The following is a 25,107-nucleotide window of genomic DNA, read 5'->3' on the forward strand; positions in this document are numbered from 1 at the left end:
GGCTGGCGGCATGAAGTTCACCGTCCTCTCCACCAGCCTCAGCCCCCAGAGCCGCAGCCGAATGCTGGCGCGACTTGCTGCCGAGCGCCTGAGTCAGCAAGGCCACCAAGTCACGCTGCTGGATTTGCGCGACACGCCGCTGCCCACCTTTGACGACGACGCCACCTACGCGCACCCCAACGTGCATCTGTACCGTCAGGCGATTGAGCAGGCCGACGGGGTAATTTTGGCGCTGCCAGTCTACAACTGGGCCACCGGCAGCGGCGCGAAAAACCTGATCGAGCTGACTGGCTCTCACAGCACCACGCGCGGCCTGACCGCCGTTTGGTTCGACAAGGTCGTGACCTTTTTGGTGGCAGGCGGCCTGATGCACAGCTACGTTTCGCATCACCCGCTGGCGCTGGGCCTGCTGACCGATTTCAAATGCATCCTCAACCCGTATCACGTCTACGCGGTGGGCGAGGACTGGGAAGGTGACACCCTGAAACCTTTGATTGCCGCAAGGCTGGAAAAGACGCTGAGCGTGGCCGTAGAACTCTCAGAGCGGTTAGACGCACGAAAGTACCGCTCAACCTGGGAGATGTAAGCGCCCTGCTCAGTCTGCTTGGCCTTGTCCCAATAGCCGCCCCGTGCTGAGGTCTAGGCTGACTTGACCACGTAGCACCTCGCCGCTGAGCAAGTCCGTCCAGTCGCCCTGCGGTAAGGTCAACATGATGGCTTCAGGGGTGCGTGAGGCCAGCGCCAAGACCCGCTCGGCGTGGCCGCTTCCGGCGGTGTACTCGCGCACGAAGCCGACGGCGTCCGGCGTTTGCAACACGAAGCGCAAATGCCCTTGTTGCAGGGCCAGCGCGTTGCGGCGCACTTTGATGAGCTGCTGAACCTCGGCCCGCAACTCGGTGTCCCACTCGGCCTCGTTCCAAGGCATGCTCTCGCGGCACCACGGCATTGCGCCCTCCTGAGCCTGCGACAGCCCGATCTCGGTGCCGTAGTACAGGCACGGCACGCCCGCGTAGGCCAGCAGCAAAGTGAGAGCGGCCCGCAGCTTGCGGGTATCGCCGCCGAGCCGAAACAGAGCGCGGGGAATGTCGTGCGAGTCGAGCAGATTGAACATGCTGAGCGCCACTTGCGGCGGCAGAGCGTGATAAGTATCGGCCAACAGGGCGCACAGTTCTTCGCCACCCAAGCGGCTGGGAGTGAACGTGTAGCTGTGGCCCGAAAACCACTGCATCAGCGGCAGGCCAAAGCCGTGATAGTTCATCGCGCCGTCTTCGCCGCTGCCATCAAGGGCAGCTTCTGGGTCAAAGAAGCGCTCGCCGAACACGTAAGCGTCTCTCTTCTCGGCGCGGGCGGCCCGCTTGAGCGAGCGGTGCAGATCCAAGTTGCCCTCGTCGGTGCCGCCCTTGCCGATCATGTGGGCCACGTCCAGCCGCCAGCCGTCCGCACCGCGCCGCAGCCACTGGCGCACCACGCTCTGCTCGCCCGCCAAGAACTCCTGCTCGGCGTCGCCGCTGAGGTAATCGAGCTTGGGCAGGGTGGGCACATCAAAAAAAGCGTGGTAGGGCAACTCATGCTGCGTTTTTTCCTGCTCATCCCGCCAGGTGAACATGGCCCGCTCGCGCTCGGCCCCCGCTAACGCCGCCTGAAACAGGGCGTGTTCGTTGCCGACATGATTGAACACGCCATCCAGGACGATCTTGAGGTTGGCCGCATGAACCGCGCCGATCAGGTCGTCAAAGGCTGCGTCGCCGCCGAGGTGCGGGTCGACGTGGCGGTAATCCGAGATGTCGTAGCGGTGGTTGCTGGGCGAAACGAAAATCGGGGTCAGCCACAGGGCATTGACGCCCAGATCGGTGAGGTAAGGCAAAGCGTCCTGAATGCCTCGCAAGTCGCCGCCATAGTGGGCGTGAACGTCGCCCGCCTGGTCAATCGGCGCTCCCCAAGGGCGCGTTTCGATGGGGCGGCCCTGATACTGGTATTCACCTTCACGCACGTTGTTGCTGGAATCGCCGTCGCGGAAGCGGTCAGGGAAAATCTGGTAGAAGACGCTCTGCCAGGCCCACTCGGGCGCAATGTGTCCGGCCAGATATTGAAACCAACTCCGAAAGCCGCGCCGCCCGTGCGTCAGACCCGCCGCCGTCAGGTTGAGGTGGTCGTCCGGGAGGCGCAGTTCCCAGGCGTAGCGCACCCGCCCCGCGTGAATGGGCAAGCGGGCCTCGAACCACTGGCCCTCACCGCTCCAGTTCGGCAGCGTCACGGCTTCGGCGGGCAGGTATTCGATTTCGCCCACCCGCACGACTTTCAGCGATACGCCTGTCACCGGCAGACCCGTCCAGACGCGCAGGGTGACACTTTCTCCTTGCGGCAAGCCGAGGGCAGCGGTATAAGCGGGAGTGTGGTCGTGGCGGGCAGGAATGGGGCTGAGCATGAATGTTCTCCTGAGGGGCACACCGAACCGCCGCCCCTCCGCGTCGAGTGGGAGGCCGTACCACGCCTTGCCGAGTAGTTGGGGGAACGTAGACTGGGCTAGCGTCGCCTGTGATGTTGCGTTTCGGTTGAGGGCTAAAGGTCACCGCGCTTCAGGCCTCACGCGGACGCCGCTTACCGACCCGCCGAGAAGTACTCCGCGTTCGGCACAAAGCCCAGAGCGCTCGACACGCGGTTGGTCAGGTTGAACATCCCGGTGACTTGCACCAGTTCCATAATTTCGTGGTCGCCGAGACCCACCGCCCGCAAGGCCCCCAAGTCGCTTTCGGTCATCTGGGCCGGCGTCACGGTCAGCTTTTCGGCGTAGGCGCACAGGGCCGCTTCACGCGCACTCAGCGGAGCCTGCCGCCAGTTGACGGCCACCGCGTCGGCTTTGCTTGCCTCCATGCCCGTCAGTCTCAGCGCCGCGCCGTGCGACACCGCGCAGTAAAGGCAGGCGTTGAGACTACTCACGACCACCGCCACCAGTTCTCGCTCCTGCGGCGGCAGGTGGCCTTCCTTATTGAGCAGCAAATTGAAATAACTCCACCACGCCTGAAACTGCTCGCCATTGAGCGCCTGCGCTTTGAACACATTCGGTACGAAGCCCAGATTGCTTTGCGCCTTGCTCCAGAGCTTGGCGACACTTTCGGGCACCTCGGCTTCAGTGGGAACGGGCAGGAAAGAGAAACGGGGCTGCGCTTCACCGGACGTTGGGTCGTGGGTCATGGCTCCAGTCTAGCGATGTGTTGAGAGCGAGGTCGCCGCTCCAACTCCTACGGATTCAAAGTATTCATGCTTGGGCAGGCGTCTACACAGCTCAGCGTCCTGTATTTTTTTGAGAGAGGGCATCTTGTAGGGTGAGGTATGGCGGCACAAGCGCTCTTTACCGACTGGGCCACTCCCCTTCTCTCTGGGCCGCTTTCTTGCCCACTGGCTCCAGCCAAGCCGCCCAAAATCGAGCGCCACGACCTCGCGGCCAAGTTGCACCACACCAACACCGGCCTGCGCCCTGTTGACCGCTACAGCCAGCACAGCGACGGGCTGTTCGTTTCGCGCCGCTTCGTGGCCCACCCGCGCATCCGGGCCTGGCACGCCCACCTGCTGCCCGCACTGGGGCTGCAAATCTGCCGCTACGACTTTTACGGCGTGCGCGAGCACGATTACTACCTCGATCTGGCCACCATCAGCGAGGACGGCGGCGTCTGGACGATGCACGACCACTACCTCGACGTGCTGATCTGGCGCGGAAAACGGGCCGAAGTGGTGGACGAAGACGAGTTTTTGAGCGCGGCGCTCGCGGGCTACTTGCCACAGCAGCAAGCCGAGCGCGTCTGGGAGCAGGCCCGTACCCTGCTCAGCGACCTGGTCCAGCACGGTTTCGAGCTGGGCGCTTATCTGGCGGCTCAGGGAGTAGACCCGCGCTTGGCCGATTTTGGTGAAGTTCCCCTTTGCTCCTAGTTCGCACCTAGACGTCCCCGCTAGAATGCCTGCATGCTCCTGCAAACCCTCACCACCCTCAATTACCGCAACCTCGCGCCCGCCACGCTGCATTTTCCGGCGGGCGTCAGCGCCGTGTGGGGGCCGAACGGAGCGGGCAAAACCAACTTGCTGGAAGCCGTTTATCTGGCCCTGACCGGCCTGAGCGACGTGACCCGCCTCGAACAACTGATCTTGCAGGGCGAGCGCGAGGCCTACGTGCGGGCCGATCTATGGCAGGGCGGCAGCCTCAGCGTCTTGGAAGTCGGGCTGGGACGCGGGCGGCGCACCCTCAAGGCTGACGGCGTGCGGGTGCGCGGGCAGGAGCTCCCACGCGGCAGCGCCGTCTGGATTCGCCCCGAGGACTCGGAACTCGTCTACGGTGCGCCGAGTGTGCGCCGCGCTTACCTCGACGAACTCCTCTCGCGAATCAGCGCCCGCTACGGCCAACAGCTCTCGCGCTATGAGCGCACCGTCGCCCAGCGCAACGCCGCGCTGAAGGCTGGAGAAGACTGGGCCATGCCCATCTGGGAAGAAACGCTGGCCAAACTTGGCAGCGAGATCATGGACGTGCGCCGCCGCGCCGTGATCCGGCTGGCCGAACTGGCCTTTGAGGCCAACGCCGCGCTGGGATCGAGTAAACCGCTGAAACTCGGACTCAGCGAAACCACCACCCCCGAAACCTTCCGCGCCGACTTTACCCGCCGGGCCGCCGAGGAACGGGCACGCGGCTCGACGGTAATTGGCCCGCACCGCGACGACCTGAGCTTGACGCTGGGCGACTTCCCGGCGGGCGAATACGCCAGTCGGGGCGAGGCCCGCACCATCGCCCTGAGCCTAAGGAAAGCCGAGTTCGAGCTGCTGCACGAGCGCTTTGGTGAAATGCCGCTGCTGCTGATCGACGACTTTTCTGCCGAACTTGATCCCTCGCGGCGGGCTTTTTTGCTGAGCCTGGCCGCCAGCGTGCCGCAGGCCATCGTGACCGGCACCGAAAAAGCCCCCGGCGCGGCGCTCAGCTTCCGGGCCGAGTCGGGCATCTTTGCTCCTGAACAGAACAGTGCTCCTGAACAAAGCAGCACGCCTGAACAAGCCACCAAACACACCGCACTGGAACAGGTCGGCGGATGACGCGGGGGCGCGGCTTCTCGGGCAGAGGGGGCAGCAGAACAGGCGGCACACGCGGCCTGCGCGACGTGCTGGGCACCACCTTGTCCAAGCACCGCTTGCAGAGCGGGGTTTCGAAGGCCCGCAGCATTTTGCTGTGGCCGGAGGTGGTCGGCTCCGACTTGGCCCGCCTGACCCGCGCCCGCAGCCAGCAGGGCAACACCCTCTTTGTCGAGGTCAGAGATAGCAGCATGGCCCACTTCCTGACTTTGCAGCGCCCGGCATTTTTGAAATTGTTGCAAGAAAAACTCGGCGACCAGAGCGTGACCGAACTGCGTTTTTCGGTGGGCCGCCTGAACGCGCACATTGCCGCGCCGCTGCCAGAAGTGCTGCCCGCCCCTGACCGCGCCCGCGCCCGCAAACTGGCGCAGGCCGCACCCGACAGCTTGCACGACGTGGCGCTCAGGGCCGCCGAAGCCGTGACCCGCGCCCGGCGTTGGCGCGAGCAGCAGGGTTACGCGCCCTGCCCAGTGTGCGGAGAGCCGAGCAAGCAGCAGCCCTGTCACGCCTGCGCCCTGACGTTGGAAGACCCCAACGTGAAGCGCTCGGCGCTGCGGCTGGCCCGCGACCCCTCGGGCCTGAGCGCCCTGCCGGACATGCTGGGCAACAGCGGCACCGACGCGGCCCGCTTTCTGGCGCTCTTGGCACTCAGCGAGAAGTTGGAGAACTTGGCGCTGGAATGCGTGCAGGCAGGCAACGACGACCATTACCGGGCCTTTTTGAAGGAGCAGGCCGCCCTTTACCTCAAGCTGTTTCACCGCCGCACGCGGCTGAGCAAGGCCGATTGGAACGCCCTCCCCGCTGGGCCGCTGGCGGTACTAAGAGCGGGGCCAGACGGACTGAACGAGCGGCCCACTCCCTGATCAAGCACCTCAACCGTGCCTTAATTGCTCACTCTCCTCGCCAAGCGGCGTAAAGTGACGCGCATGGGCCGTGATGACCACCAACAAGCTGCACCCCGCCACGTTCGCGCTGCCGTGCTGACCATCAGCGACACCCGCACGCCGGACAACGACACCAGCGGCGACTATCTGCGCCACCAGCTCACCGCCGGAGGCCACCAGCTCAGCGGCTCGGCGCTGGTCAAAGACGACGCCACGCTCATTCGCCCCGCCATTCTGCGCTTAATGGCCGAGGCTCAGGTGCTGATTACCTCCGGCGGCACCGGCATCACCGGGCGCGACGTGACCATTCCGGTGGTGGAATCGCTGATCACCAAACCGATGCCGGGATTTGGCGAACTGTTCCGAATGCTGAGTTATCAGGAAGTGCGCGGCGCGGCGATGCTGTCGCGGGCGGTGGGAGGCTTGGCGGGCCACACCCTGATTTTTGCTTTGCCGGGCAGTCTCAACGCCGTGCAAACCGCCTGGGAAGGCCTGCTGCGTGACGAACTCGGCCATTTGGTATATGAAATGACCCGTCACGGGCAGCACTGAGCCGAACCGAATAACAGAACAGCGTTCAGTCAGTCCTGTGTAGTCACCACAGCAAACGCGCCTTGAGACCACTAAGCCCACCTGAGAACTGCTTCTGAGTCCACATATCTTTCCCTATTTGCCACACCTGACACCCCACCGCCCAACTCCCAAGGAACCCGACCAATCATGACGACCTTGACCCAACTCACTCCCCTTTATGCCGCCGTGCTCCTCGGCGTGGCGATCACTTGGCTGTGGCAAGTCGCCAAGTCGGCCCGGAGGAGTTTGTGGCCCCGCTTGGGCATCCTGATGCCGCTGGGCCTGACCTCGCTACTGGCCGCACCAGTGCTAGACGTGCCCGCGCTGTTTGGCATGGGCGCGGGCCTGGTGCTGATCGCCGCTTACTGGCCGGTGTTGCGCCTGCGGGGGCCGCCAAGACCGGCTGAGGGCGGCCTGATGTGGCTGCTCCTGATCGCTGGGCTGCTGTCGGTAAGCTGGGGGGTGCAAATGCAGAGCGCCAATCTATTGTTCGGCGCAGCGGCACTGACGCTCTACAGCTTGGCCCTGCTGCTCTCCGCAACGCTGTATCCCAAGCGCTTCAACGTGATCGCGCCGAATTTCAAGGTGTCTCCCACTTTTTTACGGCGCTGGCAAGGCGCAGTAACTCCAGCAGTCGCCGACCTTGAGCTAACGCTGGACGTGAACGCCGCCCGACTGGTCAACACCTCCGGCCACACCCTCCATTTGGCGGGTTGGTCGCCCGCCAGTGGCAACGCTTGGCTGCGTACCCGCAGCGCAGACGGCGAACTCCTGTCTACCCTGAGCGCCGGAGAAACCGTTTACCTGATGCCTTGGTCACCCATGCGCGGTGGCCCACACGAAGGCGTGCGGCTGTGGTACGCCCGCGAAGGCGAGGACGCCACTTACCTTTTCCGTGCCGACTGGGCCAACGCCTGGGTCTCGCAGGGCGCGGCGGAAGCGGGGGAGCGGGTGCTGAACTGAATCAGCTCAGCAAGCCAACATAAATCTCATCGAGTGATAGGGAGCGGCACAAGCACGGCAACTCTAGTTACGCGAGTGTGAGGAGAAACTGTTCAGCCGGATTGAGTATCGCCGGATGACCGCTCTTCTTTCTTTCGCCCTCACGTTGAAGTAAAACAGCTTCCCTATCGGCTACGGTTTTGGAGTAAATCCCAATTCGCCACTCAACCTGGGCACAGTTCATTGAAGCAAATGATTCAGGAACCACTACGCCGCTCCCAAATCCTCCGGCAAAGCAATCCTCCCCATCACCGCTGTTGCCGCCGCCACTGCGGGCGAGGCCAGATAAATCTTGGCGTCCTTGTCGCCCATGCGGCCTATGAAGTTGCGGTTGCTGGTGCTCACGCAGACTTCGCCGGGGGCCAGCACGCCCTGATGCCTCCCCATGCACGGCCCGCAGCCCGGCGTGCCCAGCACTGCGCCCGCTTGAATCAGGGTCAGCAGCGTGCCGTCAGCCATCGCTGCTTCCATCACTTCGCTGCTGGCGGGAATTACCAGCAGGCGGGTGGTCGGGTCAACTCTATGGCCCCGCAGCACTTCGGCGGCGGCGTGCAAGTCATCCAAGCGCCCGTTGGTGCAGGTGCCAATGAAGACCTGATCTACCTTGAGGCCGCGCAACTCGGACACGTCATACACGTTGTCCACTTCGCTCGGCGCACTCATGCGGGGGCGCAGCACCGAGAGGTCAATCTCCAGTTCGCGGACGTACTTCGCGCCTTCCTGCGGGTAGATCCACTCCGGCACGTCGTACATTTCCAGAATCTCGCCGCCCGGCACCACCAAGCCGGCTTTTGCGCCCGCTTCCACGCACAAATTCGCCAGCGTCATCCGCTCGCCGCGCGTAAACTTGTCGCCCGCATGAATCTCCACACTCTGATAGGTGGCCCCGTCCGCTCCCAGCCGCGAGATCATTTCCAGCGCCACGTCTTTTGCACTGACACTGCGATGCAACTCGCCCGTCAAGGTGACTTTGACGCTTTCCGGCACCCGCAGCCAAGTTTTGCCGCTGGCGGCCGCCAGAGCGATGTCGGTGGCTCCCATGCCGGTGCCGAAGGCCGCCACCGCGCCGTAAGTGGTGGAGTGGCTGTCGCTGCCCAGCACGATCCAACCCGGCCTCGCCAGCCCCTCTTCCATCAAGACTTGGTGGCAGATGCCGCGCCCCACGTCAAAGAGGCGCACGCCAGTTTGAGCGGCGTACTCGCGGGCTTCTTTTTGCGCCTGCGCCACGCTGACGGTGCTGGCGGGGGCCACGTGGTCAATCACGATGGACACGCGCTCCGGGTACTTGGGCACGGCGGCGAGGTCTTTTTGCATCCGCTCGATAAAACTCTGGGCAATGGAATCCACCACCATCACCTGATCAACTTCCACCACCGCGAGGTCGCCCGCGTAAAAGGTGCCGCCGCCGCGCTGAGAGAGAATGCGCTCGGCCATCGTTTGAGGATATGGGCTTGATTGGGTCATCGGTGGGCCTCCTGAATCAGTTCTCTGAGCTGCTCTGTGGTCAGCGGCGGTTGGGTGCGGTGCAGCATGGCGTGGCAATTGGGGCAAACCGGCATGAGGTCGGTTTCTGGATTTACGGTATACCGTTCACCGATTTCAGAAAGAGGTTTGGAGTGGTGAACGTGGATAAAGCCGTAAGCGACGGGGCCATAAAACTCTTCCAAGTCCGAGTCACAAACGGAGCAGATGGTGCCGTGGTAAGCAATGCAAGCTTCACGGGCGGCGCGGTTTCGTTCATAGACGTTGACAGTGACTTGTCGGGTCGCGCCTTCGGGATAGGTCTTGAGTCAGAGTGGGGCGGCAATTCGCCAAACTCAGGTTCAATTTCTGGTTCGGCGGTAGACGTGCAGTCATCCATGATGTTGCAGTATGAATGGAACAGCCACGCGATGTCGGCTCCATGCTTCCCCAGGTTGATTCAAAAAACGGCTCTAGCCCAGTCCTCTCGCGTAAGACTTCTGGTCAGAGCCGCACCCCGTTCCTTCCCGCTTACGGCAGCACGTACCCCGCCGCCGTTGCCACGCCGTACCATTCTTCCCGCGTCAAGTTAATCTCGCTGGCCTTGACGCAGTCTTTGAGCCGCTGCACATTCATGGTGCCCGTCACTGGCTGCATCTTGGCCGGATGGCGCAGCAACCATCCCATCGCAATCGTCGTGTTGCTGACATTGTATTTGGCGGCGATTTCGTCAATCTTGGCATTGAGTTCGGGAAATTTGGGGTTATCCAAAAACACACCCTCAAAAAAGCCAAATTGAAATGGCGACCAGGGCTGAATGGTGATGTCGTGTAAGCGGCAGTAATCCAGAATGCCTCCGTCACGGTCAACCGCTTCAGCATTTTCCATATTCACATTCCAGCCCCGAGTAATCATGCTGGCGTTGGTGATACTGAGCTGCAATTGATTAGCAACAACCGGCTGCTTGACGAACTTTTTAAGCAACTCAATCTGACGCGGGGTCTGGTTGGACACTCCAAAATGCCGAACTTTGCCTTCCTGTTCCAATTGGTCAAAGGCGGCGGCGACTTCTTCAGGTTCGACCAAAGCATCAGGGCGGTGAAGAAGCAAAATATCCAAGTAATCGGTTTTGAGGCGTTTCAAAATGCCGTCTACCGAACTCAGGATGTGTTCTTTAGAAAAGTCGAACGAGTCTTTGCGAATCCCGCATTTGGATTGCAAGATGATCTTTTCACGCACGCTGCTGCTCATCTCGATGACGTCGGCGAAAATTTCTTCGCACTTGCCGCCGCCATAAATATCGGCGTGGTCAAAAAAGGTCGCGCCCTGATCCAGCGCCGTTTGAACAAACGCTTGAGCGTCGGCGCGGTCAATGGTATCGAGCCTCATGCAGCCGACTGCCACGACAGGAACATCTAAATCCGTAGTGCCAAGTTTGATGGTTCTCATAGGTATCCTCCTGAATTCTTTTCTTGAGAAGGTCATTCAAAGTGTCAAAGCACTTTTATTCAAGCACAGCACACCCCACCGATTACACCGCATGAATATTGGCCTAACGTCACTCCTATTCGGGCCGCTGCACGTCGGCAAATTTAAGCCTCAGCGCTTTGGCGCTGGCTTGCGGCACAATTTCGTCTACTTCGCCGCCGTAAGAAGCGATTTCGCGCACTATACTGCTGGAGACAAAACTCCAACGGGTCGCTGCCATAATAAAAACCGTCTCTACATCCCCGAGTTGCCGATTGAGATGGGCAATTTGCAGTTCATATTCGTAATCCGATACCGCCCGTAAGCCGCGCACGATAATACTACGGTTTTGCAATCGCATATAATCCACCAGCAAGCCGCCGAAGGTATCTATGCTGACGTTGGGTAAATGTTGAGCGGCTTCACTGAGAATCGCCATTCTTTCTTCCAAACTGAACAGGTGTTTGTTTTGCTTGCGGGCATTGTGCATCACGGTCACCGTCACGTGATCAAAGATTCTGGAAGCGCGGGTCAGCACGTCCATGTGACCGCTGGTAACCGGGTCAAAACTACCGGGGAATACGGCGTTCATGCCTCTGTTTTCTAAGGTTTTGGGTGGTTGGCTCATGGCAACTCTCCGGCGGGCTGGCGGGTATAAAGGGTGAGTACGTTGCTGCCGTACGTGCGGCGTTCGGCGGCAAAGCCTTCCATTTCGTCAAAACGGGTTTGGCTGGGATGCTGCACGATTAAGAGCGAGTCCTCGCCCATCAGCGGGCTTCCCAGAATCTGGCGGGCCAGCTTGGGAACGTCCTGGGCATACGGCGGATCGGCAAAAATAATGTCATGCGGCGGCAATTGACCGATCAGCACGTTGGTATCGCCGCGCAGCACCCGTACTCTCAGTTCCAGATCACGCGCCGACTGCTCGATGTCTTTGATGGCCCGCGAATCCTTTTCGATCAGGGTCACTTGGTAGCCGCGACTGGCCGCTTCCAGGCCGATTGCGCCGCTGCCGCCGTGCAAGTCAATGAATGTCGCGCCGTCGGGCGTGCGCGAATAGAGCAAGTCGAATAAGCTCTTGCGGAGGCGCGCGGTGCTGGGGCGGGCGCTTTGCGGGACCTTGAGGGCGCGGCCCTTGGCGACGCCGCCCAGAATACGGACGCTCAAGCGCGGGCCAATGAAGGACGGAGAAATTTCATGAACTGAGGATACCGGAGACAACACTGCACAGCTTCAACCCGACCATCCAAGTTCAAAACTTGTCGCGGTCTGGTAACTAGATCAGGCACTTGGGCCAGCGTCCCCGAACCACATCCGGCGCGACCATCTTACGGATTTCCCGCCACGCTTCCTGCTGACCGCTGTAGGAATTGAAATCTATGGATACGACTTTTCCGTGAACAGTACGGAGTTTCAGAATGAGGCCGGGTGACCTCGAAACAAACTCAATAGCGATTCCGTCTATATCCGCCCCCTTAATTTCCCAGCTGCCGAAAAGGCTCTGTTTGGAAATTGAGTTGGACGTGATCACTATTTTTGATAGAGCAGAAACGAAAAGCCAGCATATCGAAGTAAACAAAAGTAAACATCCGAATGTGTAGTCAAAAGATGATATCTTGGGATCAGAAGTGAGGATTTCAAATAAAGAGACGATTATGAAGAAGACGCTGAACGCAAACCACCATTTTCTCAATCGGTAAACTGTCAAATTTTATTTGCCTTGCAGCCCCATGCTTTGCCAAAACCCATCCAGCGCCACTTTGACTTCCGGCAGCTTTTCAAATTGAGGCAAGCCGTTGCTCGGCACAATGCGGGTCGCGCTCACGTTGCCCTGGGTGACCCACTCCGGTAGGCGGTCAAAGTTGACGAAATTGTCTTTGTCATAAAGCACCAGTACCGGAATGCTCAGTTTGCTGTAAAGCTGCTCGTAGGCGTCTGGCGTAAACAGCCTGCCACTGATGAAATACAGCGGGGCGTACTTGCCACCAGGCTGATCGGAGCTTTCCAAGCTGTAACGGAACAGGCCGTCGTCCACTGGCCCGACGAAACTCTGATTGAGGAAATACAACACGCTGGGCTGGCTGCGAATGAGGGCAAACAGCGGCGTCCCGAAGGTTTTGAGGCGGTCATACAGCTTCTGGCCGCCGTCCTCATCACGTGCCCGCTGAGTGCCGCCGCGTGCACTGCCGAGGCCCGAGGGCGAAATCAGCGCCAGCGACTTGATGCGCGGATCACTCAGCGCCGCCCGCGCCACAAATTCCGAGCCGAGCGAGAGCGACACCACGTCCACATCCTGACCGATCTTGTCGAGCAGGGCGGTAAGGGCGCGGGTCATCAGTTCGGGGGTGTACTGCACATCTGGGCGGTCTGAACTGCCGAAACCGGGCCATTCCAGCACATAAATGGGCCGCGTGCCGACGTAAGTGTCAAACAGCGGCTTCATTTCGTAAGCGCTGGCGGCGGCGTTAATGCTGGTGGTCAGCACCAGGGGGCGGCCCGAGCCGCGCGTATCGAGATAGTAGGCGACTGCGCCGAAACCCGGCACGTCCACGAAACGCCGCTCGGCACCGAGGGCGCTGCGGAGGCCGGAAGGTTGAACGGCTCCGAGCTGAGCTGATGCGGGCTGAGCAGACGCCACTGAGGATGAGCCCGTGTCAGCCTGCGCTCCAGCCCGGCCCAAAGTGACGCTGAGGCCGAGCGCCGCGACCGCTACCCACAGACCTAAGGTATGTTTTTTACTCATCTTTTTAGCTTAGCGGCTGGGGATCGGAATTGGGATAAGGCGGAGTTGCAACTCAGTTAAGATCGGCTTGATCTTGGGTGCGTGAGGCCGTTCACTGATGCGTATACGCCGCGTACCGCTCCAGAAGATCCCACGCTGCGCCGCTTTGCAAAATGCCCTGAGCCAACTTCACCCCGCCGCGCAAGTCTGGCGCTTTTTCGGCCAAATACAAGCCTGCTCCGGCGTTCAGCGCCACCACATCCCGCTGCGCTGCTGTGCCGCCGCCTAACAAAATGGCGCGGGTGAAGGCGGCGTTTTCATGGGCGTCGCCGCCGACCAGAGCGCTGAGCGGGTACGTGTCCAAATCCACATCTGCCGGATATAGCACCGAGTCGGTGACCTCGCCCGCCCGCAGTTCGCTGACCTGAGTGGGGCCGCAAACGGTGAGTTCGTCCAGGCCTTCGCCCGACACCACCAGCGCCGCTTTGCTGCCCAGCAGCCGCAGCACCTCAGCCAGCGTGCGGGTCAGTTTGGGGCTGTAGACGCCCACCACTTGATGGGTCGCCCCGGCAGGATTGCTGATCGGCCCCAGCACATTAAAAGCGGTGCGCGAAGCCAGCTCAGTGCGAACCGGCGCGGCGTGGCGCAGGGCCGGGTGGTAATTGCGGGCAAACATAAAGCCCACGCCCAACTCGTCGATGGCCTGTGCCGAGCGCTGAGGCGGCGCGTCTAAGTTGACGCCCAGAGCTTCCAGCACGTCCGCACTTCCGGCGCGGGCACTGGCGGCCCGGTTGCCGTGCTTGGCAACCGGCACGCCGCCCGCCGCGATCACAAAAGCGGCCGTCGTGGAGATGTTGAAGGTGTTGGCTCCGTCGCCGCCCGTGCCGGCTGTGTCTAACAAAATCGGATGCGCCGTCACCGGAACCCGCACCGCGTGCCGCCGCATCGATTGAGCAAATCCTGCTATTTCTTCGGGCGTTTCGCCACGTACCCGCAGGGCCGAGAGCGCGGCAGCGAGGCGGGTGGCGCTGATATCGCCGCTCATCACCTCGTCCATAAAAGCGGCGGCCTCGATCTGGCTGAGCCGCTCGCCGTTCATCAAGCGGGCGTGAATCATGCCGGAGCCTGCGCTTGGTGCCGCCTGACTTCGGCCAAAAAGTTACGGATCATCACTTTGCCATCTTCGGTGGCAATGCTTTCGGGGTGAAACTGCACGCCGAACACCGGATAGTCGCGGTGTCGCAGGGCCATCAGAGCGCGGTATTCGCCGCTGGGGGTCTGATCGGTCGTCCAAGCGGTGGGCAGCAACTCGGGCGGCAAGTCTTCCACCACCAAGCTGTGATAGCGCGTCACGGTGACCTCCTCGCCGAGGCCCACGAACAAGGTCTGGCCGTCGTGCCTCACGCGGCTGGTTTTGCCGTGAACCGGAATCGGAGCGCGTTTGATGGTGGCCCCGAACGCCTCACCGATGCTCTGGTGGCCCAGGCACACGCCCAGCAGCGGGTACTTGGACGCGAAGGCCCGCACCACCTCCACGCTCAGTCCAGCTTCAAGCGGCGTGCAGGGGCCGGGTGAAATTACGATGGCGTCGGGGTTAAGCGCTTCGACTTCTTGCAAAGTGAACGCGTCATTGCGCCAAACCGTAAGCTCACAGCCCAGTTCACCGAAGTACTGAACCAGATTGAAGGTGAACGAGTCGTAGTTGTCAATGATAAGGATGCGGGGAGCGGGTGTTGAAGCGTCGTTCATTTCGTGACCTCATAAGACAGTTGAAGTTCGTCGCCGATCTTTCCGCGAATCCCCCAATGGGCGCGGGGCGTTTCAAAGAGCGTGATTTCCAGATCATTCTGGTGCATTCCGGCGCTGGCGGGCACCTTCTGTTGCAAGGCCCGCAGAAAAGACCGAATCGTTTCGGCCCGGCGGCCTTCAAACATGGAAATTTCCAGAATGGTATAGGCAGCGCTGCGGTCAGGCGGATAAATAAAGTCCACGTCTTGCAAGGAAAAAAAGCGGTGGAAACGTTTGTCTTCGGGCAATCCCAATGTTTGCACCGCCGCCGCGTGAATGGCGTCCGAAAGGGCCTGACGGTACAGCGCGAGGTGCGCGGCGCGGGCGTAGATCTTGACCTGGGCCATCTAAACCACAACTCCCGTTTTGGTCAGTTCAACCAGACTGATCGGCCCCGAGGCAAACTGGCCGCCCCGAACATAGCCGAGCGATTCGTAAAGCCTCAGGTTACTCAAGCTGCGCTCGCCCGTAAACAGTCTGAAGGTCTGAACGCCCAGCGCCAACTCCATTTCTTGAACGAGTCTGCGCCCCAGCCCTCGCCCGCGCCACTCCGGACGCACCATCAGCCGCCCGATCTCTCCGCACTCACTCACCATCTGCCCGCGCACCGAGCCGATCAATTTGCCATCCTCCTCAGCGATAAGCGTTTCGAACTGGGAGAACTCGCTTTCCAATTCCGGCAAGGTCTGGCGCATCGGCGAGATGACCGTTTCGGGATACAGTTCCGCTTCACTTTGGAAGGCCAGATGCTGCAAGGCAAATAACGCAGGCAAGTCGTCAACAGTCGCTGTCCGAATCATCACAGGCCCGCCGCTGCCCGCTCCGCCGCCCGCATCAGCGCCGCCGCTTTGTTGCGCGTTTCCTCTTGCTCGGTGGGCGGGTGCGAGTCGGCCACGATGCCCGCTCCAGCTTGAATGTGGAGCTTGCCGCCGGTAATCACCATGGTGCGCAGGGTCAGGGCCATGTCCAAGCTGCCGTCGAAGGCGATGTAGCCGAACGCGCCGCCGTAAGGCCCGCGCCGCACCGTTTCCACTTCATCGATGATTTCCATGGCCCGAATTTTGGGCGCTCCCGAGACGGTTCCCATCGGCAGGGCGCTGGCCAGCGCGTGCAGCGGGGTTTGCCCTGCCCGCAATTTGCCGCGCACCCCACTGACGATGTGCATCACGTGGCTGTAGCGCTCAACCGAGAAGGCGTCTTCCACCGTGACGCTGCCGTATTCGGCCACCCGGCCAATGTCGTTGCGGCCCAAGTCCACCAGCATCAGATGTTCGGCGCGTTCTTTTTCGTCCGCGAGCAGCTCGGCGGCCAGCGCTTCGTCTTCAGCGGACGTTTTGCCGCGTGGCCGTGTTCCGGCAATCGGGCGGGTGACGATGCTGACGCCGTCGCTTCTCAGCAAACTCTCGGGGCTGCTGGCCACCAAAGTCACTTCGCCCAGATTGAGAAACCCCAGATACGGACTGGGATTGATGCCGCGCAGGGCACGGTAGAGCGCGAACGGCTCCACCGTCAGCTCCGCCGAAAAGCGCTGCGACGGCACCACTTGAAAAACGTCTCCAGCGTGAATGTATTCGATGCACTTTTTTACCGCTTGTTCGTACTCGCGGGGCGTCATGTTGCTCTTGAAGGTCATCGGCTCAGCTTTCTCGCGTCCGGGTACGGCGGGCAGCGGGCCGCGCAAATCGGCTTCCAACTGTTCGACGATCCGCCGCGCCTGCGCCTGATCTTGCGAAATGGCTACCGCGTAAAGGCGGTGACGCAAGTGATCAAAAATCACCAAGCCTTCCGGCACGATAAACAGCGCGTCGGGCACGTTGAGTTCATCGGGGTTGTGGTCGGGCAACTGCTCGTAGACCCGGATCAGGTCGTAGGAAGCGTACCCCACCGCGCCACCAAAAAAGGGCGGCAGGCCACTGAACTTCTCGGCAGGCAAGTGAATCGGCCTGATGACGCGGCTGTAAAGCAAGTCCAGCGGATCAGCAGTTTCAAACGTTTCAGCGTCCGAACCTTCAGCCAAAATTCCGCTGAGGGTGGCTTGCTTGCCCCTCAAGGTAAAGCGCCCGATTTCGCCCACGCCGATAAACGAATAGCGGGCCTGACGCTCGCCGCCTTCCACACTTTCCAGGAGAAAACTCAGTTTCTTCGCGCCGCCGGTCACTTTCAGGTAAGCGCTGACCGGCGTATCGAGGTCGGCATTGAGCTCGCGTACTTCGGTGAAGGGTTGAGTGACAGGTGTTTGGGTGGTTGAGGTCATACAAGTTCCTTATGGAGCTGAAGTCGAGCAGCGAAACCACAAAAAACCGCGCCCCGAACGATGACGTTCTTGGGCGCGGCGCTGAAATCAAATCTGAAAGCAGCCGAACATCACCCAAGGAACTTGGGCCACCACCAGGCTACGTTGGTCAGTACGCGAATCACGCTGCTAGCATAGTCGCCAGCGGGCCGAAGGTAAAGGCCTGTGCAGCTTCCCCCGTGTGCCAGAGAACTATCCACTCGCCGCTCCAATTCTGATTCGGGTTCCTTTGTACAGTATGGCCTGATGCCTTCTGCCCCAATCCGCGACGAACCCACCAGCGCTCTGACCGAATCCACCCTGCTCCTCCTTGAGCGCTTGACGGCGGAGCGCAAAGTCAGGGCGGTGGCCGAGGTCATGAGCAGCGCCCCCACGTGGGCAGGCAGCCGCCCGGCGCTGTTGGTGTTTGAGCGCGGCCTGAGCGACGCCAAGCAAACGACACAAAACGGCGTGCAGCTCTGGCAGTTTCCGTACGAAAAGCTGGAAGACTGGGCCGATCTGTACCGGGCTGAGGCTCCGCTGGAGTGGCTGGCAAACGGTAAGGCCGTGTATGACCCCAGTGGAAATCTCGCCAAGTTGGGCCGCCAACTCCGGCAAGCGTCCGCGCCGCAACTGAGCGCAGCCAGAACCGCCCTCCTTGATCAAGCCGCCGCCGAACTCAGCGCCGCTGGCGAGTGGCTCAGGCGCGGCAGCGGCATTGCCGGGCAACTCTTGGCGCTCACCGAAACCCGCCGAATCGCCACTCGCCGCCTTTATCCGGCGCTGCTGACACACCTGCACCTCTGGCCCGCCAGTTGGCCGGACGGCGGCGTGCGGTTGCCGCACCACTGGCGGGCGCAGGCGGGGCTGGCCTTTCCCAGAGCGGTCTATCATTTAGACCAGCTCTACGGCTTTGGCGGCGCAGACGAAGCCCGCCGCGTGCTGCTGGCCACACGCGGCCTGAACTTGGTGCAAACCGAAAAACGTGCCAAACTCGCCCAGCAAGCCGGTTATTTTGACGGCGCAGTGCGCTTTGTGCGCGACGAAGCCGCCCTGCTGTGGCGAAGCGACTTGGAGCGCTGGAACCACCTCAGCAGCGCCCGGCAGGCCAAACTCAGCACCGTGCTGGGCGCGGGCCTGAGTCCTTTGGGGCCGGTGGCTTTGGAGATAGGCCGCGAACTGATCGAGGACGTGCGGGCGGGACGTTAAGTCCGCGAATACCGCCGCCCCGAATACTCCGAAAAAACCCCGATACCGTATGACACGCTGCGGACGCTTTCCAAAATGGGGGTGTTGTTCCAAGACAACCCGGCGCTGGAGCCGCCGTCGAGCAGCAAAGCGTCTTTGGCTCCGAGGCGGGCCATGACTTTGCTCATTTCACTGATGGTCAGCCGGGCGTGGGTGCTGACCAAAATGAGGTCGCGGTTGCTGCTCAGGCCGATGGCGCTGCGGGCGGCGCGGCCAAACAGCGCGGGGTCTTGGAAGACGCGCGAGTAAGCGGTGCTGATCTGACCGCCGCGCACGATTTGCGGCCCGCTGGCAATCACCGTTTCCATGCCTGTCCAGTTGCTGCCTACACCGCTGCTGCCTGCGCCACCGCCCCCGCCAATGTAGGCGCGGTTGTCGGGCGTGATCGCCAGCGCCACCGGAATGCGGCCCCACGACAAGCGCTTGCCCTGCACCACCAAGTCGCCCGCCGGAATATAGCTGCGCGGATGAAAATAACTGCCGTTGATCACCGCCGTCGCGCCGCTTTGCCGGGCCAGCGTGCTGACGCGGGCGCTGCTGCCAATCCCGCGCAAAGGCAGCACCGGAGAAACCAATACGTCGCGCCAGCGCAAATCCACCCTGACCACTTGCACGGCGGTGTCGAGCACACGGACGGCCGATAAGCTCACGGCGCGGCGGCGCGGCGCGGGCGGAATCGGCACTGGAATACGCTGGGGCAGCAGCACTTTCATGCCGGGATAAACCCAGGCGATCCTCAAATGGTTGAGATCCATAAACTGCGCCGAAGTCAGCTTGGCGTTTTGCTGGGCGGTCTGGGCCAGCGTCACGAACGTGTCGCGCACGCCCACCGTGCGGTAGGTGTACACGACGCGGGCTTCGGTGTTGGGCGGTAGCGCCGGAACGCGGGCGGCCGACGCGCCGGCGGGCGGCACCTTGAGCACTTGGCCCACCAAAATCAGCGTGCCGGTGAGCTGGTTGGCTCCCTGCAAAGCGCGGACACTGACGCCAATTTTGGATGCGATTTTGCTCAAGGTGTCGCCGGAGCGCACAGTGTAGCGGCTGAGTCTTTGCGGCTTGACGCTGGCAGTTTTCGGCGGTGGAGCGGCAACTTTGGACGCGGCTTTGGTGACGGGCAGCGGCCCGCCCGTTCTGAGCACCTGGCCGACGCGAATGAGAGTGCTGGGCAGCTGATTAAGCGCTTGCAGCCGCGCCACGCTGACTCCGGTGCGCCGCGAGAGAGTGAAGAGGGTATCGCCTTTTTGAACGGTGACAGCGGCAAACGCGGTTGAACTGGCCAAGCTGAACAGCAGCACGGAACGCAGAGTACGGAAGAGGGGCAAACGACACACAACATCCATCCCATCATGAAAGGCTCATCCCAAGGTGAGTTGAACCTGACGCAGATCAGGGTTGTCTAGGCACAGCGGGTGATTTTCGTGCTTATTTATTGGCGGCGCTGGCTTCCTGGGTGTTCAAGAAGTCCAAGACGGCCTGACGGGTTCCGCCCAAAAAGGTCAGGCGGCGCGACAACGCTGCCACGACAGTGATGTGGCTCAGGCCCGGCAACACCGTGTAGGTGTACGGCACGCCCGCCGCTTGAAGGGCGGCTTTCATCTTCTCGCCGTTGCTGGGATCGACCGTTTGGTCGTTGCCCGCCACCAGCAGCAAATTGGGCGGCGCGTCGGCGCGGATATGCTGGGTCGGCATAATCTGGGCCGGATCGCCGCCTGCCGGAAAAGCCGTTTTGGTGGGAAACTGACGGAAATCGTAGTCGTAGGGGCCGGCGATGCCCACCACGCCGCGCACTGTGCCTGCCTGCACACCCGCGTCGCTCAAAAAGGGGCTGTCGTCCACCACGTCCACCGCATTGAAAGCCCCCGCCGAGTGGCCCACCACGTAGAGGCGCTGGCCGTTGCCGCCGTACTGAGCGGCGTTGTCTTGCAGCCACTTGAGGGCGCTGGCAGCGTCGATTACGTAATCAGGGTAAGGGTGCTGCGGGGCAAGGCGGTAGTTCATCACCGCCGTGACGTATCCGGCCCGCGCCAAGCTTTCGCCCACGAACACGTATTCGTCTTTGCTGCCGCTGTCCCACGAGCCGCCGTGAATAAACAGCACCACCGCTTTGTTGGCAGCGCCTTGCGGCGCGTAAATATCGAGCACGTTACGCGGGTCGGAGCCGTAGTGGAGGTCGTGGGTAACGCTCAGGCCGCTGAGGCTGGTGGCGCGGTTGAGGGTGCCCACCGGGTTGCAGGCGGTAAGGGCCACTCCCAGGGTGAGCAGCAAAGGCAAAGCGAGAAGGCGGCGTTTCATCCCGTCAAGGTAATGCGCCAAGTTCAGGCCCAAATGGATGCTCGGCTGCTAAAGGTTCCAGCATAAATAAAAGACAAACACATCGCTACCGCTGCCTAAGCGAGCGGAAGTAACATGTTTGGGCACAAATACGCGCGGAGTCCAGCTCCTTAAGGCAGGGTTTTGATGAAGGCGTGAATGTCGTTGATCTCGGTGTCGCTGAGCTGGGTGTCAGCAAAGCGCGGCATGGTGGCGTTGAGCATCTTCTGAGGCGTCTGGCCCTGGCGCAGCGCCATCAAGAACTGCGTTTCGTCCCAGCCCTTGGGGCCGTCGGGGGTGGTCAGGTTGGCTCCCACGCCGCCTTTGCCCTGTGCGCCGTGACACACCGCGCAGTTGACTTCCGGCTTCTTGGCTCCGGCAAAAATCAGCTTGCCGGCCTCCGCGTCGCCGGAGGTGGCCGCGCCGCTGGCAGGAGCAGCCGCAGCGGCGCTGGTGCTGTCCGGCGCAGGAGCGCTGCCTGAGGGGTTGGCAGCATTGGTGGGCTTGGTGGGCGCACCGGGCGCAGCAGTGGTGGACGACGTTCCCGAAGCGCGGTCTGTGGCGACGACAGAAGCGCCCTCGGCGGCGCTGGCGTTGCCCGCCGGTTGGTTGTCGCCGGGCTTGTTGCCCGCCGCGTTGGGACTCTGACTGGCTCCGCTCGTCGGCATACTACCCGCCGACAAGCTGTCGGCTTTGTTACCCGCTGGCGTGCCCGCCGGGGTGGTGCCGGACTCGCCCGCAGCAGGAGCCGCAGCCGCGCCGGAAGCGTCACTGACACTTTTGCCCTCGGTGCTGGCGGGAGCAGCGTCGCCGGTTGCCGGAGCCTGACCAGCCGCTGGACTGACGCCCGCCGAGGCCGCGTCATTGTTCATCACGGCTGCGGGACTTTTGGTTTCACCTGCGCTCCCAGCAGCTTTTTCTTCATGGCTTGTTCCCAGATGGTAAGCGGTATAGCCGCCCCCCACCGTACCGACTAACAGCAGCGCCGCAGACACGATAAAAGCGTTTCTCATCCATCAAACCCTAGCATAGGCGGCGGGGCAATTTGGCCTCGTTTCTCGCCTTCTCAAGGGGGCCATAAGAGCGCTCTCAGACCCGTCAGGCAAATTCGTCGGTAGAGGTACAAATCCGGCTGTTCATCGGCCAAAAACCGGACGCTCAGGCCGTCGACCAGGGCGCGGAGTTGCCAAGCCCGCGCTGCCAGGTCGGCCCCGCCGCCCAGCGCCGAGAGTTCAAGGTCTAAGCTGAGGCTGGCCGCCACAAAGTCGCGCTGCACCTTCATCAGCGCGGGGCTGCGGGCCGCCGCCGAGAGCAGATCGAGAGACACCGTGTAAAACCGCTTGGTGTTGAGCACCCCGTAAAACTGGTTTTCGACGTAGGCCTGCAACTTGGCTTCAGGGCTGGGCGCTTGCCGAAGGGCGCGGCGGGTGGCAGCGGTGACAGTTCGCACGAAGCGGCGCATCACGGCAGCCAGTAACTCTTCTTTGCTGCCGAAGTGGTAAACCAACGTGCCTTTGCTGACTCCCGCTCGGGCGGCGATATCACCAAGCGTCACGCTGGCAAAGCCGCACTCGAAAATGGCTTGGTAGGCGGCCTGCTCCAAGGCGGCACGGCGCAGGCGGTCTTGAACAGGATCAACGCGGCGGGCCATAGGCAGCAGTTTAACCGCTCTCCCGTTTTTGTTGGTTCAGACCGACCCAGACAAAACGCCCCGAACCGCGCCTCTATACTGACCGGAGTGAGACTTGCCCCATGAGCCGACTGCAACCCCGTTCTTCTGCCTTCAACTTGTTACCGCTGCGCCAAGTGCTGCTCGTTTCGCGGCCTGCGCTGTGGGTCAACACGCTTGGGGTGGCGGTCACGGGCCTGTGGCTGTCGGGGCAGCTCTGGAACATGAGCGCGGGCTGGTTGCTGCTGCTGGTTTACCTCAGCTTGCCGTTCAACTTGCTGATCTACGGCCTCAACGACTTCTCCGACATGGCCGAGGATGCCCGCAGCGAGCGCAAGGGCGGCTGGCAGGGCGCGAGGCTGCGCTCCGGCGAGGAAAACAGCTTGTTGTGGCTGATCCTGGCGCTGAACCTGCCGTTTTTGCTGGCGCTGGCGTGGCTGCTCTCCCCCGCCGCTTACGGCGTGCTGCTGCTGTGTGCGGGGCTGTTCGCGGCTTACAGCTTGCGCCCGCTGCGCTTCAAAACCCGCCCCTTTTTAGACGGCCTGTCCAACGTGGCTTACGCCTTGCCGCTGCTGATTCCGGCGCTGATGGTGGGCGCGGCGGTGCCCGCGCTGGCCTGCGCCGCACTGTGCGCCTACGCGGTGGGCAAGCACGCCTTTGACGCGGTGCAAGACATTCCCGCCGACGCCGACGCCCACACCCGCACGGTGGCGACTACATTGGGCGCACCCGGAGCAGCCCGCTACGCACTGGCTTGGTTTGCCCTCGCCGGAGCGCTGCTGTGGCCGCTGAGTCCGCTGAGCAGCTCGGCGCTGTGGCTGGTGTGCGGTGGTATGGCGCTCCGTTTGCTGCGCCGCCCGACTTCCGAGCAGGCCGCCCGCTTGTACCCGCTGAGCATCGTCTCGCCGTGGATCGTGGGCGCGGTGAGCGGGGTGCAACTGGTGTATGTACTGGCAAAAGGCTAGTGGGCTGTGGGAAACAGGAAAAGAGTGGGGCAAACAACGTACCGCCAACAACCGGAAAGATCCATAGGCGTTCTCGGCGGCGGCCTCGCGGGACTGAGCCTGGCGGCGCTGTTGGCTGAAGCGGGCCACTCCGTCACGGTGTATGAAGCGGGCGAGTTCGGCGGCAAACTCTCAAGGCTGTCGGTGGGCGGGTTGGCGTTTGGCACGGGGCCGAGTTTGTTTACCTTTCCGGGCGTTTGGCGGCACTATTTGGCCGCACTGAATGAGCCCGACTCGCTTGATTTGCAGCCGCTTGAAGGCGGGCTGGGCCTACATCACACACCGTTCGGAGCCGTAGCGCTGCCGGTGCCGCCGGATCATCCGCTCTCCGGCGAGTGGCAGCGCTACCTAGCGCGGGTTGGCCCCATTCAAGCTGAGGTCGAAACTCTGCTGACCCGGCCGCCGCGCTTGAATGACCCGGCATTTTTGCGGGCGAGTGCCCGTGTCGGGCGGGTGCTGGGCGGCCACCTGAGCGCTGAAAGCTGGATCAGCGCCCAGCATTTTTCGCCGCTGCTGGCTCACGCGCTCAACACCCACGCGCTGAACGCGGGCCTGAGTCCAAAAGACGCGCCCGCCCTCTACGCGCTGCTTCCGGCCCTGATCGCCGCCGAGGTGTCGCGGCCCGCCGGTGGGATGACGCGCTTGCTCGACGAGTTGCTGCGCTTTTGCCGTGAGCGGGGCGTCACACTGCTAGAACAAACGCCCGTGATCCACTTGGACGCGGCGCGGGGCATTCTCAAATTAGGCAGCGGAACGGCGCGGCATGATTTGATCGTCAGCGCCCTCGATCCGGCGCGGCGGGCCGAGTTGAGCGGGCAGACTAGCAAGCCGCAGGCCCGCACCGTCAGCGGCTTGGCGATCTATGCTGCCTTTGCTGAGCTTGTGCCGTTGCCCGCCACCAGCATCATTGCGCCGTCCAATTTTCAAACCTTCCGGCGGGCCGTGCAGGCCCAAGCGCTGCCGCCTGACACCTTGGCGCTCGTTCACGCTGATGGCCGTAAATTGGCGCTGCTGCTCACCGTTCCCGCGTCGGGGCAAGCGCTCAACCTCACTCAGCCCTGGGTACGCGGGCAAATAGAGCGGGTTGAAAGGGTCTTGGGCGTGCCAAATTTCCTCCGCAAGGCGCTGGACATTCAGGCGCTTGATCCAGTCCATTACGCCGCACTCGGCACGGCGGGAGGCGCGATCTACGGCGCGGCGTATCCGGCGTGGCGCAGCGGGCCGTTTCATCCTCAGCCGTACCGCGTGTCGGCCAAGCTCTGGCAAGTCGGTACGGCGGTGCATCCGGGCGGCGGCATTCCGGCGATTCTGGGCGGAGCTTTGATCGTCTCCAAGCTGATTCAGCAAGCCTAGCAGCTCTCCAACCACCCACTTTTGCCTTCCCACACGCCAAGCTGGGAAAGTACAAACCGCGTCGGCCAAAACAGAACAGAAGTCCCAGTCGTAGAGAACACCGGAGGCATTGACCAAAAGTCACCCCGCACAGTCACAGTAACGAGCGCAGCGATCAGCTCCCTCCTTCCCAACGGGGAGAGGACTGGGAGTGGGGGAAAACGAACCCACAACCCAGCCCCCCAAACCAAAAAGCAGGGCGGGCGTCT

The 25,107-nt window shown here is 62.1% G+C and carries 26 protein-coding genes; 9 read left to right on the forward strand and 17 right to left on the reverse strand.

What is annotated here, in order from left to right; all coding sequences use genetic code 11:
• Positions 1–10 precede the first annotated feature (10 nt).
• Positions 11–586, forward strand: a complete 576-nt coding sequence (locus tag EHF33_RS05145) for an NADPH-dependent FMN reductase (protein ID WP_124868486.1) — start codon at positions 11–13, stop codon at positions 584–586.
• Positions 587–595: 9 nt separating this feature from the next.
• Here the strand turns inward: EHF33_RS05145 and EHF33_RS05150 are convergent, their stop codons facing one another.
• Both EHF33_RS05150 and EHF33_RS05155 read right to left on the reverse strand, forming a co-directional pair.
• The gene (locus tag EHF33_RS05150) at positions 596–2,425 is read right to left on the reverse strand and encodes an alpha-amylase family glycosyl hydrolase (protein WP_124868488.1); all 1,830 of its coding nucleotides are present in this window, start codon (positions 2,423–2,425) and stop codon (positions 596–598) included.
• Between the two features lie 173 nt (positions 2,426–2,598).
• A complete protein-coding gene (locus EHF33_RS05155; RefSeq protein WP_124868490.1) occupies positions 2,599–3,192 on the reverse strand; it encodes a peroxidase-related enzyme in 594 nt (197 codons plus the stop codon).
• Positions 3,193–3,330: 138 nt separating this feature from the next.
• On the opposite strand from EHF33_RS05155, the gene EHF33_RS05160 reads away from it, so the two are divergent.
• The 5 genes from EHF33_RS05160 to EHF33_RS05180 all read left to right on the forward strand — a co-directional run bounded on the left by EHF33_RS05160 (position 3,331) and on the right by EHF33_RS05180 (position 7,526).
• Positions 3,331–3,924, forward strand: coding sequence for a DUF402 domain-containing protein (locus EHF33_RS05160; protein ID WP_241191269.1), 594 nt, complete (start codon positions 3,331–3,333; stop codon positions 3,922–3,924).
• 33 nt (positions 3,925–3,957) lie between these two features.
• Positions 3,958–5,070, forward strand: coding sequence for a DNA replication/repair protein RecF (recF, locus tag EHF33_RS05165; RefSeq protein ID WP_124868492.1), 1,113 nt, complete (start codon positions 3,958–3,960; stop codon positions 5,068–5,070).
• Positions 5,067–5,969, forward strand: coding sequence for a DciA family protein (locus EHF33_RS05170; RefSeq protein WP_124868494.1), 903 nt, complete (start codon positions 5,067–5,069; stop codon positions 5,967–5,969). The genes recF and EHF33_RS05170 overlap by 4 nt, the downstream gene beginning before the upstream one ends.
• Before the next feature lie 63 nt (positions 5,970–6,032).
• A complete protein-coding gene (locus EHF33_RS05175) occupies positions 6,033–6,542 on the forward strand; it encodes a MogA/MoaB family molybdenum cofactor biosynthesis protein (RefSeq protein ID WP_124868496.1) in 510 nt (169 codons plus the stop codon).
• 168 nt (positions 6,543–6,710) lie between these two features.
• Positions 6,711–7,526, forward strand: coding sequence for a hypothetical protein (locus EHF33_RS05180; protein ID WP_124868498.1), 816 nt, complete (start codon positions 6,711–6,713; stop codon positions 7,524–7,526).
• A gap of 246 nt (positions 7,527–7,772) precedes the next feature.
• On the opposite strand, the gene EHF33_RS05185 is transcribed toward EHF33_RS05180, so the two are convergent.
• From EHF33_RS05185 to trpE, 11 genes are all read right to left on the reverse strand, one after another.
• Positions 7,773–9,029, reverse strand: coding sequence for a 3-isopropylmalate dehydratase large subunit (locus EHF33_RS05185; RefSeq protein WP_124868500.1), 1,257 nt, complete (start codon positions 9,027–9,029; stop codon positions 7,773–7,775).
• Complete coding sequence (locus EHF33_RS05190) at positions 9,026–9,232, reverse strand: HNH endonuclease (RefSeq protein WP_206431606.1); 207 nt, start codon at positions 9,230–9,232, stop codon at positions 9,026–9,028. The genes EHF33_RS05185 and EHF33_RS05190 overlap by 4 nt, the downstream gene beginning before the upstream one ends.
• 325 nt (positions 9,233–9,557) lie before the next feature.
• A complete protein-coding gene (locus EHF33_RS05195) occupies positions 9,558–10,475 on the reverse strand; it encodes an aldo/keto reductase (RefSeq protein ID WP_124868504.1) in 918 nt (305 codons plus the stop codon).
• A 115-nt stretch (positions 10,476–10,590) separates the two neighbouring features.
• Complete coding sequence (gene coaD / locus EHF33_RS05200; protein ID WP_124872858.1) at positions 10,591–11,085, reverse strand: pantetheine-phosphate adenylyltransferase; 495 nt, start codon at positions 11,083–11,085, stop codon at positions 10,591–10,593.
• Between the two features lie 32 nt (positions 11,086–11,117).
• The gene (locus EHF33_RS05205) at positions 11,118–11,660 is read right to left on the reverse strand and encodes an RsmD family RNA methyltransferase (RefSeq protein WP_124868506.1); all 543 of its coding nucleotides are present in this window, start codon (positions 11,658–11,660) and stop codon (positions 11,118–11,120) included.
• Positions 11,661–12,204: 544 nt separating this feature from the next.
• Entirely contained in the window at positions 12,205–13,236 is a 1,032-nt protein-coding gene (locus EHF33_RS05210; RefSeq protein ID WP_124868508.1) for an alpha/beta hydrolase, read from the reverse strand.
• A gap of 91 nt (positions 13,237–13,327) precedes the next feature.
• Positions 13,328–14,332 (reverse strand): anthranilate phosphoribosyltransferase, encoded by a 1,005-nt coding sequence (gene trpD, locus EHF33_RS05215; protein WP_124868510.1) that lies wholly within the window; start codon positions 14,330–14,332, stop codon positions 13,328–13,330.
• Positions 14,329–14,964 (reverse strand): anthranilate synthase component II, encoded by a 636-nt coding sequence (locus EHF33_RS05220; protein ID WP_124868512.1) that lies wholly within the window; start codon positions 14,962–14,964, stop codon positions 14,329–14,331. The genes trpD and EHF33_RS05220 overlap by 4 nt, the downstream gene beginning before the upstream one ends.
• Positions 14,961–15,350, reverse strand: a complete 390-nt coding sequence (locus EHF33_RS05225; protein WP_124868514.1) for a tautomerase family protein — start codon at positions 15,348–15,350, stop codon at positions 14,961–14,963. Before EHF33_RS05225 ends, EHF33_RS05220 begins: the two co-directional genes overlap by 4 nt.
• The gene (locus EHF33_RS05230) at positions 15,351–15,803 is read right to left on the reverse strand and encodes a GNAT family N-acetyltransferase (RefSeq protein ID WP_124868516.1); all 453 of its coding nucleotides are present in this window, start codon (positions 15,801–15,803) and stop codon (positions 15,351–15,353) included.
• Complete coding sequence (gene trpE / locus EHF33_RS05235) at positions 15,803–17,257, reverse strand: anthranilate synthase component I (RefSeq protein ID WP_124868518.1); 1,455 nt, start codon at positions 17,255–17,257, stop codon at positions 15,803–15,805. The genes EHF33_RS05230 and trpE overlap by 1 nt, the downstream gene beginning before the upstream one ends.
• Before the next feature lie 285 nt (positions 17,258–17,542).
• Here trpE and EHF33_RS05240 point away from each other — a divergent pair, with 285 nt between their 5' ends.
• Complete coding sequence (locus tag EHF33_RS05240; RefSeq protein WP_124868520.1) at positions 17,543–18,484, forward strand: hypothetical protein; 942 nt, start codon at positions 17,543–17,545, stop codon at positions 18,482–18,484.
• Here the strand turns inward: EHF33_RS05240 and EHF33_RS05245 are convergent.
• The 4 genes from EHF33_RS05245 to EHF33_RS05260 form a co-directional block, all read right to left on the reverse strand.
• Positions 18,481–19,818 carry a LysM peptidoglycan-binding domain-containing protein gene (locus EHF33_RS05245; protein ID WP_241191270.1) on the reverse strand — a complete coding sequence of 446 codons (1,338 nt, stop codon included), beginning with the start codon at positions 19,816–19,818 and terminating at the stop codon, positions 18,481–18,483. The two genes, EHF33_RS05240 and EHF33_RS05245, sit on opposite strands and share 4 nt — an antisense overlap.
• A 127-nt stretch (positions 19,819–19,945) precedes the next feature.
• A complete protein-coding gene (locus EHF33_RS05250; protein ID WP_124868524.1) occupies positions 19,946–20,815 on the reverse strand; it encodes an alpha/beta hydrolase in 870 nt (289 codons plus the stop codon).
• Positions 20,816–20,964: 149 nt separating this feature from the next.
• A complete protein-coding gene (locus EHF33_RS05255; RefSeq protein WP_124868526.1) occupies positions 20,965–21,846 on the reverse strand; it encodes a c-type cytochrome in 882 nt (293 codons plus the stop codon).
• Positions 21,847–21,899: 53 nt separating this feature from the next.
• Entirely contained in the window at positions 21,900–22,484 is a 585-nt protein-coding gene (locus EHF33_RS05260) for a TetR/AcrR family transcriptional regulator (RefSeq protein WP_124868528.1), read from the reverse strand.
• Between the two features lie 101 nt (positions 22,485–22,585).
• Here EHF33_RS05260 and EHF33_RS05265 point away from each other — a divergent pair, with 101 nt between their 5' ends.
• Together EHF33_RS05265 and EHF33_RS05270 are read left to right on the forward strand one after the other, a co-directional pair.
• Positions 22,586–23,467 (forward strand): UbiA family prenyltransferase, encoded by an 882-nt coding sequence (locus EHF33_RS05265; protein WP_124868530.1) that lies wholly within the window; start codon positions 22,586–22,588, stop codon positions 23,465–23,467.
• 24 nt (positions 23,468–23,491) lie between these two features.
• Positions 23,492–24,859: a phytoene desaturase family protein gene (locus tag EHF33_RS05270; protein ID WP_241191271.1), complete on the forward strand. Its 1,368-nt coding sequence runs from the start codon at positions 23,492–23,494 to the stop codon at positions 24,857–24,859.
• Positions 24,860–25,107 lie beyond the last annotated feature (248 nt).

The organism is Deinococcus psychrotolerans, assembly GCF_003860465.1.
GTDB lineage: Bacteria > Deinococcota > Deinococci > Deinococcales > Deinococcaceae > Deinococcus > Deinococcus psychrotolerans.